The organism is Mycetocola sp. Y719, from assembly GCF_056713205.1.
Genome location: NZ_JBWYGY010000001.1, coordinates 408,313 through 420,764 on the forward strand (window position 1 = coordinate 408,313; position 12,452 = coordinate 420,764).

A 12,452-nucleotide genomic window follows, 5' to 3' on the forward strand; every position below is an offset into this window, starting at 1 on the left:
CGGTCAAGTCTATCGGGTGGAGCGAACGGGACCCAGTTCAGCGGGTCGGGTCGTCTCCTCGAGTCAGTTCGTCCCAGCTGTCGACCGCATCGGGCATCTCATCGCCATCGACGGGTTCGAGGCGGACTGCCGAGTATTTGCGCGACGACGACGGCCAGCTCCTGCCGGTGACGGCGATGCCCAGGCCGACGATGACGAGCAGGATTCCGGTGACGAGCGTGATCACCGGCCACACGGTGAGCGAGGTGGCGGTCACGATCCCGGCGATCGACTCCGAGCCGGCGATGCCGGTTGCTGCCGTGACCGCTGCTTCGCTCGCTGCGACGGGGCCGGTGACGACGAGCACTGCGGAGAGTGCGATGCACGCGCCGATGAGCGCGTCGAGGACGCCGAGCACGATTCGGAAGAGGACGCCGGCGATCGAGAGCGCTGCGGTGAGGGCCAGTCCCGCGAGCGCGAGCGCCGCGAGGGCCGGCGCAGCGACGGCGCCGTCTACGGTCACGGTCTCGCTCGGCGCGCCTGCGCCGAGCGAGACCGTGAGCCAGGTCTGCGTCCATGCGACGAGCACGAGGGCCGCGAGGGCGAGCGACGCGAGGATGAGCGTGTACTTGGTCCTTTTGCCGCCGCTGCCGGTTGCGGGGGTCATCGGACCCGCTTCATGGCGTTGGCCACTGCGACGGCGCGGAGCGGGGCCGCGGCCTTGTTCTGCGACTCGAGGAATTCGCTCTCCGGGTCCGAGTCGGCGACGAGGCCTCCCCCTGCCTGGACGTGCGCGACTCCGTTGACGATGGTGGCCGTCCGGATGGCGATGGCCAGGTCGGTGTCGCCGGAGAACGCGAAGTACCCGACAACTCCCCCGTAGACGCCGCGCTGGGCGGGTTCGAGCTCGTCGATGATCTCCAGGGCACGGGGCTTCGGCGCGCCGGACAGCGTCCCTGCCGGGAACGTCGCCGTGAACACGTCGATGGGGGTGGCGGACTCTGCCAGTGTGCCTTCGACGCTCGACACGAGGTGCATGATGTGGCTGAACCGCTCGATCCGCATGAACTCCGTCACTTCGACGCTTCCCGGGGTGCAGACCTTGAGCAGGTCGTTGCGCGCCAGGTCCACGAGCATGAGGTGCTCTGCCCGTTCCTTGGCGTCAGCGGAAAGCTCGGCCGCGAGTTCGACGTCGCGCTCAGGGGTGTCTCCCCTGGGCTTCGAGCCGGCGATCGGGTGGGTGAAGACCCGGTTGTTCTGAACCTTGACGAGTGCCTCAGGGCTCGAGCCGACGATCGTGTACGGCGTGCCGTCGACCGTGTGCAGGGTGAGCAGATACATGTACGGGCTGGGGTTGAGGCTCCGCAGGATCCGGTACACGTCGATCGGCTCGGCCTCGCACGGCTGGTCGAAGCGCTGGGAGATGACGACCTGGAAGATGTCGCCGTCACGGATACGCTCCTTGCTCGTCACGACCGCGTCGAGGAAGTCCGACTTCTTCGTGCGATGGGCCGGGTTCGCCGGGGTGGCGAGGTCGACCTCGGCCAGCCAGGCGTCGCTCGGCTTCGCGAGCTGGGACTGCATCGCGTCGAGTCGTGACTGTGCGGAACGCCACAGGGCGGTTTCGTCGTCGAGACCGTCGTTGAGCACGTTGGCGATGAGTTGGACGGTTCCTGTGCGGTGGTCGAGGACGACGAGGTCGGCCACGAAACAGAGGGCCTGCCCTGGCACGTCGAATTCCTTCGGCGGGCGGTTCGGCAGGTGTTCGATCTGGCGGATCGCTTCCCAGCCGATGAAACCGACGAGCCCGCCGGTGAGCGGTGGGTGACCGTCGACGTGGGGGGTCTCCCACCGCCTGTGCAGTTCGGCGATGGCCTGCAGCGGCCGCAGGCCTTCGGCATCCCCGAGGGCTCGCTGCCGTGTGAGGCCGTAGTCGATCCACTGGACCGTGTCACCACGCTGGGTGAGCACGCCGAACGAGGAGACGCCGACGAACGAGAAGCGCGACCAGATCCCGCCCTGTTCAGCCGATTCGAGGAGGAAGCTGCCCGGCTTGCCGATCGCGAGCTTCCGATAGATCCCGACAGGGGTCTCTCCGTCTGCGAAGAGCTCGCGGATCACCGGGATGACCCTGTGGTCCCTGGAGAGCATGTCGAAGTCGGCACGACTGGTCGTGCCTGTGCTCTTACTCATCGTCATCGTCGCTGTCGTCGGAGGGTTCGTCGCCGATGGCAGGGCTGAGTTCGTGCGCGTCGAAACAGGTGCGGGTGCCGGTGTGGCATGCGACGCCGACCTGTTCCACCTGGACGAGAAGGGTGTCCGCGTCGCAGTCGAGCGCTGCGCCCTTGACGTACTGGGCGTTGCCGGAGGTGTCCCCCTTGCGCCAGTACTCTTTCCGTGACCGCGACCAGAACGTCACGCGTCCTTCGGTGAGCGTGCGCCTGACGGCTTCGTCGTTCATGTAGCCGAGCATCAGGACCTCGCCGGTGTCCCACTGCTGGATGATGGCGGGGATGAGCCCGTCCGCATCGAACTGGATCTGCTGGATTGTCGAGGAAACGCTCATCAGCGCACCAATATCCCTTCGTTCGTCAGTTCACGTTTCACGTCGCCGATGGTCAACGCTCCCGAGTGGAAGACGCTCGCTGCGAGGACGGCGTCTGCACCCGCCGCGATGGCCGGCGGGAAGTGCGCGACAGCTCCTGCGCCACCTGAGGCGATCACGGGGACACTGCTGACCTCGCGCATGAGAGCGATGAGCTCGGTGTCGAAGCCCTGCTTGGTGCCGTCGGCGTCGATCGAGTTCACGAGCAGTTCGCCCGCTCCGCGTTCGATGGCTTCGCGTGCCCAGTCGAGGGCGTCGAGCGACGTCTCTGTCCTGCCGCCGTGGGTGGTGACCACGAATCCGGAGTGGGTCGATCCGCCCCGTTTGACGTCGAGGGAGAGCACGAGGACCTGGGCGCCGAAGCGGTCGGCGATCTCACCGACGAGGTCTGGCCTGGCGATCGCGGCGCTGTTCACGCCGACCTTGTCTGCGCCGCTGCCGAGCAGCCTGGCGACGTCGTCGACGCTGCGCACTCCACCTCCGACGGTGAGTGGGATGAAGACCTGCTCCGCGGTGCGGGTGACGACGTCGTAGGTGGTCGCCCGATTGTCGATGGTCGCGGTCACGTCGAGGAAGGTCAGTTCGTCAGCACCCTGCTCGTAGTAGCGGCGGGCCAGTTCGACCGGGTCGCCTGCATCCCGCAGGTTCTGGAAATTGATGCCCTTCACGACGCGGCCGTCGGCCACGTCGAGACACGGGATCACACGGCACGCAACGGTCATCGTTCCGCCCTCGCTACAGTCTCGCCGCGTGGATGGCGCTGACGAGGATGGCCCGCGCGCCGAGGTCGTAGAGCGCATCCATGATGTGGTTGGTCCGCTGGCGGGGAACCATGACCCGGACGGCCACCCAGTCCTTGTCACGGAGCGGTGAGACGGTCGGCGATTCGATGCCGCCGGCGATGTCGGTCGCCTGGTCGAGGAGGTGAGCGGGGAGGTCGTAGTCCATGAGGACGAACTGGCGGGCGACGAGCACTCCCTGCAGGCGCCTGCGGAGTGTTGCGAGCCCGGACGCCTCCTGGGGAGACCCGATGAGCACCGCCGTGGATTCGAGGATCACAGGGCCGAAGATGTCGAGCCCTGCCTTCCTGAGCGTCGTTCCGGTGGAGACGACATCTGCGACGGCATCCGCTACACCGAGCTGGACGGCAGATTCGACGGCGCCGTCGAGCGGCACGAGGGTGACGTCGACGTCGTGGCCGGCAAGGAATGTACCGACCAGGCCGGGGTAGCTCGTTGCGACCCGCAGCCCTGCCAGATCTGCGAGCTCGGTGAACCGGCCGGAAGGACCGGCGAAGCGGAAGGTCGAGTCACCGAAGCCGAGGCTTTCGATCTCGGAGGCCTCGGACCCCGAATCGAGGAGCAGGTCGCGTCCGGTGACCCCGACGTCGAGGGCACCTGAGCCGACGTATGTGGCGATGTCGCGTGGGCGGAGGAAGAAGAACTCGACGTCGTTGTGTGCGTCGACGAGGTGGAGTTCCTTCGGGTCGCGCCGGCCGGCGTAACCGGCCTCTGACAACATCTGTGCGGCTGTCTCAGCCAGTGAGCCCTTGTTGGGCACTGCGATTCTCAACATGTGCTGAAGTCTCTCGGTGGGGTGTCTGGTGTCGGAGGTGTCGTGTGCCCTGACGGGCAGGCGTCACAGATGTCGGTACACGTCCTCCGGCGCGAGTCCCTTGGCGAGCATCAGGACCTGCAGGTGGTAGATCAGCTGGGAGATCTCTTCGGCGGTCTCGGCGTCGCTCTGGTATTCGGCGGCCATCCACACTTCGGCGGCTTCCTCGACGATCTTCTTGCCGATGGCGTGCACGCCGGCATCCAGTTCACGAACCGTTCCGCTGCCTTCGGGGCGTTCGAGCGCCTTGCGGCTGAGTTCTGCGAACAGGTCGTCGAATGTTTTCACGTCTATCAGGGTACTAGTTCCTCGACGGGCCGCCGTGCGTGTGAACGGATGCAGCGGCCTCACGGAGGGCGCTGATCCGCAGTTCGGCGTTGTCGGAGCCGAAGACGCTCGAACCGGCCACGAAAGTGTCTGCCCCGGCCTCGGCGGCGATGCTGATGGTGTCTTCGTTGACTCCGCCGTCGACCTGCAGCCAGACGTCTCCTCCTGTGCGCGAGAGGGTTTCGCGGAGGAGGTGCAGTTTGGGCATGGTCTCTGCCATGAACGTCTGTCCGCCGAATCCGGGTTCGACGGTCATGACGAGGACCTGGTCGAACTCGTCGAGGAGCTCGAGGTAGGGCTCGACGGCGGTTCCCGGTTTGAGGGCGATGCCAGCCCTGGCGCCGATCTCGCGCATCCGCCGGGCGAGGAGGACGGGTTCGGTGGTCGCCTCGGCGTGGAAGGTGACGCTGTACGCGCCGAGTTCGGCATAGCCTGGCGCCCACCGGTCGGGGTCGTCGATCATCAGGTGCACGTCGAGCGGGAGTGAGGAGACCTGCTGGATCCGGTCGACCATCTGGGGGCCGAAGGTGAGATTCGGCACGAAATGGTTGTCCATCACATCCACATGCACGAGATCCGCTGTGCCGATGCGGCCGAGGTCACGTTCGAGATTGACGAAATCGGCGGCCAGGATGCTCGGGTTGATTCGGATCGACATCCAGACAGCCTAACGAGTGGAGGAGGTCGCCTGCGATTTACCGATCAATGCGATGAACATCGCGTCCGTCCCGTGGCGGTGCGGCCAGAGTTGCACCGTCGTGCCCTGGTCAGGGTCCGCCGCTGGGGGCAGGTCGAGGGGCTGGACAGCGACGGATTGCAGAACCCGGGCGGTGTCGAGCAGTTCGGCCGCATCGCCGAGCCTGCGGAGGGCGTCTGTGACGACGCCGCGGGTCTCAGCGACGTGCGGTGAGCAGGTCACGTATGCCAGCACTCCACCTGGCTTGAGCGCGTCGAAGGCGGACAGCAGCAGTGACTGCTGGAGCACGGTGAGGTCGCCCACGTCTTTCGCGGTCTTCCGCCAGCGCGCCTCAGGTCGGCGGCGGAGCGCGCCGAGACCGGTGCATGGCGCGTCGACGAGGATGCGATCCCACGACTCGGGCTGGAGCTCGCCGACGTCGGTGCCGTCGAGTTCGGTGACCGGGATGTCTCCCGGCACCGGTGCGACGGCGCGGCGGACGAGCTGCGCCCTTGCGGGGACGACTTCGTTCGCCGTGACGGTGGCCCCGGAGAGGGCCGCCTCGGCGCCGAGCAGCGCGGTCTTCCCGCCGGGCCCAGCGCACAGGTCGAGCCAGCGCTCCCCCTCCACGACCGGCCGCGCCCTGCTGAGCGCGAGGGCGGCGAGCTGTGAGCCTTCGTCCTGCACGCGCATGCGGCCGTTCTCGTGGCGGATGGCTGTGTCCGGGTCTCCGCCGGTCAGGGTGAAACCGAACGGAGAGTACCGGTTGTGGTCGGCATCGTCAGGGGCGTCGGCGAGACCGGGAAGGGCGACGAGGTTGACGCGGGGTGCCTGGTTGTCTGCGGCGAGCAGGTCGTCGAGTTCGTCTCCCCTGCCCTCCAGGTTGAGCGCCTGTCGGAAGGCACGGATGATCCAGGCCGGGTGCGCGGAATCCGCGGCGATGCGGTCGTCCGCGCTCGTGGCGGCGGCGAGCACACGCTCGCGCCACTCGTCCGGCGTCGAGCGGGAGATGGTGCGGAGGACGCCGTTCGTGAAGCCGACGGCGGAACGGGAGCCGACCATTCGCGCCAGCGCGACCGATTCGTTGACGGCGGCGTGGGGCGCGACGCGGGTGGCGAGCAACTGGTGTGCGCCGAGCCGGAGCACGTCGAGGATGGCGGCATCTATCTGGCTGATGTCCCGGCCGGCGGCGATGGCGATGACGCGATCGTAGTAGCCGCGGAGGCGCAACGTGCCGTAGGTCAGCTCGGTCGCCAGCCCGGCGTCAGCGGTGTTGAGCGCCGACCGGGAGATGAGGGTGGGAAGGAGCAGGTTCGCATAGGCGTCGTCCGTGCTCACGGCGGCGATCACGTCGTACGCGACGCGCCTGGCCGGCTGGACGGAAGAGGGAGTGGGTGCGGTTGATGCAGTCATTGTGTGGAACCTACTCTGCCACGATCGCCGGGTCGCGGCCGAGTCCGCGCCACCAGTCGGCGGCAGCCATGGCCGGTTTGCCGGCCGGCTGGACCCTGAGGAGTTCGAGTGCCGTTGTTCCGGTGCCGACGACCACACGGCCGTCTGCGAGTCCCAGCTGCCCGGGGGGAAGCCTGACGTCCGGGGCCACCCGCGCGTCGAGGACCTTGAACCTGGCGCCGCCGATTGTCGTGTGTGCCCCAGGCTCCGGCGTCACGCCACGGAAGCGGTTGTACACCTCGTCGGCCGGAGCGGTCCACGGCAACCGACCGTCCTCGATGGTGAGTTTCGGTGCGACGGTCACCTCGCCGGACTGGGGCACCGCCTCGATCGCGCCGTCGCCGAGCCGGTCGACGACGTCGGCGAGGAAGCCCGCCCCGGTGTCTGCGAGCTCCCCGAGGAGGGCGCCGGCCGTGGCATCCGGGTCGATCGGATGGGTGAGGGTCCCGAACACGTCGCCGGCGTCGAGTTCGCGGACGAGCTGGAACACGCTCGCGCCGGTGACGGTGTCGCCGGCGATCAGTGCGTGCTGCACTGGTGCTGCTCCTCGCCAGGCGGGGAGCAGCGAGAAGTGCAGGTTGATCCAGCCGAGCCGTGGTGTGGACAGCAGGGGTTCGCGGAGGAATCCTCCGTATGCGACGATGACGCCGAGGTCTGGTGCCAGCGCGGTGATCGACTCGGTCACGTCGTCGCTGAGCCTGTTGGCCTTGAGTACGGGGATGCCTGCCGACTCTGCCGCACGAGCCACAGGCGACGGTGTGAGGATGCGCTTGCGGCCGAGCGGAGCGTCCTCCCTGGTCAGGACCGCCACGACCTCGTGGCGCCCTGCGAGCAGGCGCTCGAGGCTGGGGACGGCGACCTCGGGGGTTCCGGCGAAAATCAGTCTCATCGGGGTGTGCTCTCTCGCTGGCTGGTGCTGGGGGCTCATGACAGGATCTCGGGGTCGTCGAAGCGGACCCGCAGTGTCGGGGGCGGGCGGTAGCCGGCCTTGCCAGGGGGCGCCTTGCGGCGCCTGGTCGCGTTCTTCACGACGGCGCCTCGGAGCAGCCGTGCCGCTTCGCCGGCGTGGCCGTAATCGATTCGCAGGATCGCCCTGACTCCGTCGTCTGTGGGAGTCGGACCGAGGATGCTCGCCCCTGGCAGATCCCTCACCTCATCGAGTGCGGCGGAGACCGCGGTGGAATCTCCAGAGACGGATGCCGCTCTCACGGCGGGAGGGAAGCGCAGCGCGTGGCGGTCGAGGAGCTCGGCGTGGGCGAACGCCGGCTGGGTCCAGGTGGCGAGAGCGCGTGCGAGGTCTCCGGTGACGCCGGTGAGGACGACGGGGGCGCCCGGACGGGCGAGTGCTGCGGCGTTCGACCACCAGCGCAGGCAGTCCTCACCGATCCTGAGGTGCTCTGCAGCGAGCATCCGGTCTCCGTCAAGGAGAAGGACGGCCGCGTACCCGCCCGAGGCGATCGGCTCGGCCCCCCTCGTGGCGATGACGAGCGAGGGCCTGGACTCGACGGTCGTCACCTGTCGTTCGCCGTCCGAGACGATGACGGGCACACCGGGGAAGGCCCGCCCCAGTTCTTCAGCGGTGCGTCCTGTCCCCCTGGTGACCAGCCGGAGCTTCGTGCCCTCGCAGGTCGGGCATCTCCATCCGGCGGCGATGGCGCCGCAGAGGGTGCAGGCGGGTGCCGCTCCTGCCCTTGCGATGCCGAGGGGGCCTCCACAGTGGGTGCACCGTGCGGCTGCGGAACACGTGGCGCAGGCGACCACAGGGGCGTAACCGGGCCTCGCCACCTGCACGAGCACGGGACCTGACTGGAGCGCTTCCCTGGCCTGGCGCCACGCCATCGACGGGATGCGGGCCGCGACGGCGCCGGCATCCTCATGGTCCGATTTCGCCGTGACGAGCACACGCGGTGTCAGGGCGCGCTCGGGCGCGACAGCCCTCACCCAGCCGATCTCGACGAGACGCTGTACGTCAACACTGCGCGTGTGCCCAGCGAAGAGAAGGGCGGACCCCGACTGTTCCTGGCGGATGAGAGCCGCGTCGCGTGCGTGGACGTACGGGGTGAGCGGCTCCGAGTAGAGCGGATCGCCGTCGTCCCACAGGGCGATGAGACCCAGGCGTTTGGCCGGCGCGTATACCGCCGACCGGTTGCCGAGGATCACCCGGGGAGTGTCGCTGAGGCAGTCGAGGAACCCGCGGTACCGCTCGGCATTGGGCTGGTTGGCGTCGACCCTGGTGATGCGATCGGCCGGAAGGTATTCGCTCAGGGCGGCGGAGAGCTGCTCGAGGTCGCGGTAGTCGGGCACGGCGAGGATGGCCGACTCTCCCCCGGCGACGACACGGGCAGCCGCCTGGGCCAGCGTGAGTGCCCATCGCCCGACCCATGCTCCGGAGTCGACCTGCACGACCTGAGGGACGACATCGAGCGCGATCCTGGCATGGTCGGCGAGCAGCCCGGCCAGCGCGTCTGAGAAGCCGTGGATGTCCGGGGCGGAGAGGACAGGCGTCGGAGCGCCCGGTTCGTCCTGCTCGCGCTGCCAGGTCTTCTCCACCCGGACCTGCCTGGCCGGGATGGCCAGCCGCAGGATGTCTCCTGCGCCGCCGGCTGCGCGGTCGGCCGCCTTCCTGGCCAGAGCCCAGACCTCAGGGGTCAGGACGGGCACATCGGAGACGACGGAGTCGATCGGGCTGAGGGCGCCGTCGAAACCGTCGGACGCGTCGACGGTGTCGATGATGTATCCGCGCGCGATCCGCCCGGCCGAGCGGAGGGGCACTGTCACCCGCACGCCGGGCACTGCGACGGAGGCGAGGCTCTCAGGGATGCTGTAGTCGAACAGGTGGTCGAGCTGTGGCAACGGGGAGTCGATCACGACGCGGGCCGCCGTGGTTCGGCTCGGACGCGGACCGGGCGGTGCTGCCCCGTCCGTCCCGGTTGCGGCGCCCTCCGTCACGGCTAGAGCCCGGCAGCGCTGCGGAGGTCGTCGACCCTGTCGAGCCGTTCCCAGGTGAAGTCAGGCAGTTCCCGGCCGAAGTGGCCGTACGCCGCCGTCGCAGCGTAGATCGGCCGCTTGAGGTCGAGCGCAGCGACGATCGCCGCAGGCCGGAGGTCGAACACGTCGCGGATGGCGTCGACGATGGTCTCCTCTGAGACCTTCGCGGTGCCGAATGTCTCGACGTAGAGGCCGACAGGGGCGGCCTTTCCGATCGCGTATGCGACCTGAACCTCGAGCTTGTCGGCGAAACCGGCCGCCACAGCGTTCTTCGCGACCCACCGCATGGCGTATGCGGCTGAGCGGTCGACCTTCGACGGGTCTTTTCCGCTGAATGCGCCTCCGCCGTGCCGTGCAGCGCCGCCGTAGGTGTCGATGATGATCTTGCGGCCGGTGAGCCCGGCGTCGCCGGCCGGTCCGCCGATGACGAAGCGACCGGTGGGGTTGATGAGGAAGTTGACGGCGGAGGTGTCGAGGTCCACCGTGTCGAGCACGGGCCGGATGACATGCTCTTCGACGTCTGCGCGAAGCTGTGCCAGTTCGATGCCGTCCTGGTGCTGGGTGGAGAGCACGACGGTTTCGACCGAGCGGGCGGTGATCCCGTCGTAGCCGACCGTGACCTGGGTCTTGCCGTCCGGACGGAGGTAGTCGAGCTCACCGGACTTGCGCACGGCGGAGAGTCGCTCAGCGAGACGGTGGGCGATCCATCCCGGCACGGGCATGAGCTGGGGGGTCTCGGTCGTGGCGAAACCGAACATGATGCCCTGGTCGCCTGCGCCCTGGTGGTCGAGGGCGTCCGAGCTGGACAGTTCGCGGGATTCGAAGGCGTCGTCGACACCCTGGGCGATGTCAGGCGACTGCTGGCCGATGGAGACGGAGACGCCGCATGAGGCGCCGTCGAAGCCGACATCCGAATGGTTGTAGCCGATGTTGGTGACGAGTTCCCGGATGAGCGCGGGGATCTCGACGTATGCCTCTGTGGTGACCTCGCCCGCGACGTGGACGAGTCCGGTGGTGACGAGTGTTTCGACGGCGACGCGGCTGTTCGGATCCTGTTCGAGCATGGCGTCGAGGATGCTGTCTGAGATCTGGTCGCAGACTTTGTCCGGGTGCCCTTCGGTGACGGATTCCGAGGTAAACAGGCGCAGTTGCGTCATACCAACTCCAAGTGGGACGGGGTGAGAACGGTCGTTCGGTGGGGCAGCCCGTGATCGATTCTCAGTGAGACCACCGACAATGCGCGGCCCGAAAAGCCCTCATCACTATATCCCCGGCCGGATGGGCGCCCCGTCCAGGTGACGGCGGGAGACGTCAGCGGGTCGGTCGGGGAAGGGTGTTGAGGACTCGGTCGGCGACGGTCAGTTTGTCGCCGGACGCCGTCAGAACGACCTCGCCGCCCCGAGCCAGGACGACGACGGTGTTGCTGTCCCTGGCGAAGCCCTCGTCCCATCCGACGCGGTTCACGACGAGGAAGTCGCAGCCCTTGCGCGCGAGTTTTGCCCGGCCGATCTCGATCAGTTCGTCCTCCCCTGGCGTCGTCTCCGCCGCGAAACCGACGACCACCTGGTCCGGCCTTGCCGATGCCGCGAGTCCGGCGAGGATGTCGGGGTTCTTGACGAGCCGGAGAGTGAGTTCGTCGCCGGTGTCTTCCTTCTTGATCTTGGCGTCCATCACCTCGACCGGCCGGTAGTCCGAGATTGCGGCGGCCATGATGACGATGTCGGCGTCCGGTGCGGCCTCCGTCACGGCCCGCTGGACGTCAGCGGCGCTCGGTGCATCGACGAGAGTGACGCCGTCTGGGGCAGGAACGTCAAGATGTGAGGCGATGAGCGTGACGGCCGCGCCCCGAAGGAGGGCGGCGGTAGCGAGGGCGACACCCTGTTTGCCGCTGGAGCGGTTGCCGATGAACCTCACCGGATCGAGGGGTTCGCGTGTTCCGCCTGCCGTGATGACGATGCGGGTCCCGTCGAGGTCGCCAGGGGTACGCCGTTCGACCGCAAGGGCGAGTGCGGCTTCGACGATCCGTTCGGGTTCCTCCATCCGCCCAGGGCCCGAATCTGCGCCGGTGAGTTGGCCGACGGCCGGACCGACGATTCCGACGCCGCGCGTACGGAGGGTGGCGATATTCGCCTGCGTTGCCGGGTTCTGCCACATCTCGGTGTGCATGGCGGGGGCGATCACGAGAGGGGCGGTGCTGGCCAGCACGGTGTTGCCGAGGAGGTCGTCTGCGAGCCCTGCTGCGAGCTTCGCGATCGTGTTCGCGGTCGCGGGGGCGATGACGATGAGGTCGGCGGCCTGGCCGATCGCCACATGCCTGACCTCGGAGACGCCCTCATAGAGTTCTGTGTGCACTGGGTTGCGGGAGATCGCCTCAAGAGTCGGCCTGCCGACGAAGCGCAGCGCCCCGGCGGTGGCCACGACCTGGACCGAGTGCCCGGCCAGCACGAAAGAACGGATGACACCGACCGCTTTGTATGCGGCGATGCCACCCGTTATGCCGACAACGACATTCAGAGAACCTGTCATCGGGAGTATTCGGTGTTACTCGACGATGGGACGCAGGACGAGCTTGTCCTCGTTGATCTCGTGGAGTGCGACGGAGAGCGGCTTGTCTTCGACGTGTGAGTCGACCAGGGGTCCGACGTTGTCGAAGAGGCTGCCCTCGTGCAGGTCGGAGTAGTAGTCGTTGATCTGGCGGGCGCGCTTGGACGCGAAGATCACCAGGGCGTACTTGGAGTCGACCTTGGAAAGCAGGTCGTCGATGGGCGGGTCAATGATTCCCTTGGGCTTCTCAGCCATACTGAAGTCACA

At 67.9% G+C, this 12,452-nt stretch carries 13 protein-coding genes; all 13 read right to left on the bottom strand.

The features are described 5' to 3' along the window. Window positions 1–37: 37 nt before the first annotated feature. Entirely contained in the window at window positions 38–646 is a 609-nt protein-coding gene (locus AC1M0F_RS01805; protein WP_480236495.1) for a Trp biosynthesis-associated membrane protein, read from the bottom strand. Next, the gene (locus tag AC1M0F_RS01810; RefSeq protein ID WP_480236496.1) at window positions 643–2,172 is read right to left on the bottom strand and encodes an anthranilate synthase component I; all 1,530 of its coding nucleotides are present in this window, start codon (window positions 2,170–2,172) and stop codon (window positions 643–645) included. The genes AC1M0F_RS01805 and AC1M0F_RS01810 overlap by 4 nt, the downstream gene beginning before the upstream one ends. Continuing rightward, on the bottom strand, window positions 2,165–2,545 hold the full coding sequence (hisI, locus tag AC1M0F_RS01815; RefSeq protein ID WP_480236497.1) for a phosphoribosyl-AMP cyclohydrolase: 381 nt from the start codon (window positions 2,543–2,545) through the stop codon (window positions 2,165–2,167). The genes AC1M0F_RS01810 and hisI overlap by 8 nt, the downstream gene beginning before the upstream one ends. Then, window positions 2,545–3,306: an imidazole glycerol phosphate synthase subunit HisF gene (hisF, locus tag AC1M0F_RS01820; RefSeq protein WP_480236498.1), complete on the bottom strand. Its 762-nt coding sequence runs from the start codon at window positions 3,304–3,306 to the stop codon at window positions 2,545–2,547. The genes hisI and hisF overlap by 1 nt, the downstream gene beginning before the upstream one ends. 13 nt (window positions 3,307–3,319) lie before the next feature. Further along, window positions 3,320–4,159, bottom strand: coding sequence for an ATP phosphoribosyltransferase (gene hisG / locus AC1M0F_RS01825; RefSeq protein WP_480236499.1), 840 nt, complete (start codon window positions 4,157–4,159; stop codon window positions 3,320–3,322). Window positions 4,160–4,222: 63 nt separating this feature from the next. After that, the gene (locus tag AC1M0F_RS01830; protein ID WP_480236500.1) at window positions 4,223–4,486 is read right to left on the bottom strand and encodes a phosphoribosyl-ATP diphosphatase; all 264 of its coding nucleotides are present in this window, start codon (window positions 4,484–4,486) and stop codon (window positions 4,223–4,225) included. Window positions 4,487–4,499: 13 nt separating this feature from the next. After that, a complete protein-coding gene (rpe, locus tag AC1M0F_RS01835) occupies window positions 4,500–5,183 on the bottom strand; it encodes a ribulose-phosphate 3-epimerase (protein WP_480236501.1) in 684 nt (227 codons plus the stop codon). A 9-nt stretch (window positions 5,184–5,192) separates the two neighbouring features. After that, window positions 5,193–6,614 carry an RsmB/NOP family class I SAM-dependent RNA methyltransferase gene (locus AC1M0F_RS01840; RefSeq protein WP_480236502.1) on the bottom strand — a complete coding sequence of 474 codons (1,422 nt, stop codon included), beginning with the start codon at window positions 6,612–6,614 and terminating at the stop codon, window positions 5,193–5,195. A 10-nt stretch (window positions 6,615–6,624) separates the two neighbouring features. Beyond that, window positions 6,625–7,542: a methionyl-tRNA formyltransferase gene (gene fmt, locus AC1M0F_RS01845; RefSeq protein ID WP_480236503.1), complete on the bottom strand. Its 918-nt coding sequence runs from the start codon at window positions 7,540–7,542 to the stop codon at window positions 6,625–6,627. A 35-nt stretch (window positions 7,543–7,577) separates the two neighbouring features. Further along, on the bottom strand, window positions 7,578–9,602 hold the full coding sequence (locus tag AC1M0F_RS01850; protein ID WP_480236504.1) for a primosomal protein N' family DNA-binding protein: 2,025 nt from the start codon (window positions 9,600–9,602) through the stop codon (window positions 7,578–7,580). 2 nt (window positions 9,603–9,604) lie between these two features. Then, window positions 9,605–10,798 (bottom strand): methionine adenosyltransferase, encoded by a 1,194-nt coding sequence (metK, locus tag AC1M0F_RS01855; RefSeq protein WP_480236505.1) that lies wholly within the window; start codon window positions 10,796–10,798, stop codon window positions 9,605–9,607. Between the two features lie 154 nt (window positions 10,799–10,952). Next, window positions 10,953–12,167, bottom strand: a complete 1,215-nt coding sequence (gene coaBC, locus AC1M0F_RS01860; protein WP_480236506.1) for a bifunctional phosphopantothenoylcysteine decarboxylase/phosphopantothenate--cysteine ligase CoaBC — start codon at window positions 12,165–12,167, stop codon at window positions 10,953–10,955. Window positions 12,168–12,182: 15 nt separating this feature from the next. After that, complete coding sequence (gene rpoZ / locus AC1M0F_RS01865; RefSeq protein WP_090712805.1) at window positions 12,183–12,440, bottom strand: DNA-directed RNA polymerase subunit omega; 258 nt, start codon at window positions 12,438–12,440, stop codon at window positions 12,183–12,185. Window positions 12,441–12,452: the final 12 nt, after the last annotated feature.

Bases quoted from the DNA above. Each gene is read 5' to 3' on its own strand.
- AC1M0F_RS01810 (WP_480236496.1), bottom strand. From the start codon at position 2,172: ATGAGTAAGAGCACAGGCACGACCAGTCGTGCCGACTTCGACATGCTC.
- metK (WP_480236505.1), bottom strand. From the start codon at position 10,798: ATGACGCAACTGCGCCTGTTTACCTCGGAATCCGTCACCGAAGGGCAC.
- hisF (WP_480236498.1), bottom strand. From the start codon at position 3,306: ATGACCGTTGCGTGCCGTGTGATCCCGTGTCTCGACGTGGCCGACGGC.
- hisG (WP_480236499.1), bottom strand. From the start codon at position 4,159: ATGTTGAGAATCGCAGTGCCCAACAAGGGCTCACTGGCTGAGACAGCC.
- AC1M0F_RS01840 (WP_480236502.1), bottom strand. From the start codon at position 6,614: ATGACTGCATCAACCGCACCCACTCCCTCTTCCGTCCAGCCGGCCAGG.
- hisI (WP_480236497.1), bottom strand. From the start codon at position 2,545: ATGAGCGTTTCCTCGACAATCCAGCAGATCCAGTTCGATGCGGACGGG.
- AC1M0F_RS01805 (WP_480236495.1), bottom strand. From the start codon at position 646: ATGACCCCCGCAACCGGCAGCGGCGGCAAAAGGACCAAGTACACGCTC.
- coaBC (WP_480236506.1), bottom strand. From the start codon at position 12,167: ATGACAGGTTCTCTGAATGTCGTTGTCGGCATAACGGGTGGCATCGCC.
- rpoZ (WP_090712805.1), bottom strand. From the start codon at position 12,440: ATGGCTGAGAAGCCCAAGGGAATCATTGACCCGCCCATCGACGACCTG.
- rpe (WP_480236501.1), bottom strand. From the start codon at position 5,183: ATGTCGATCCGAATCAACCCGAGCATCCTGGCCGCCGATTTCGTCAAT.
- fmt (WP_480236503.1), bottom strand. From the start codon at position 7,542: ATGAGACTGATTTTCGCCGGAACCCCCGAGGTCGCCGTCCCCAGCCTC.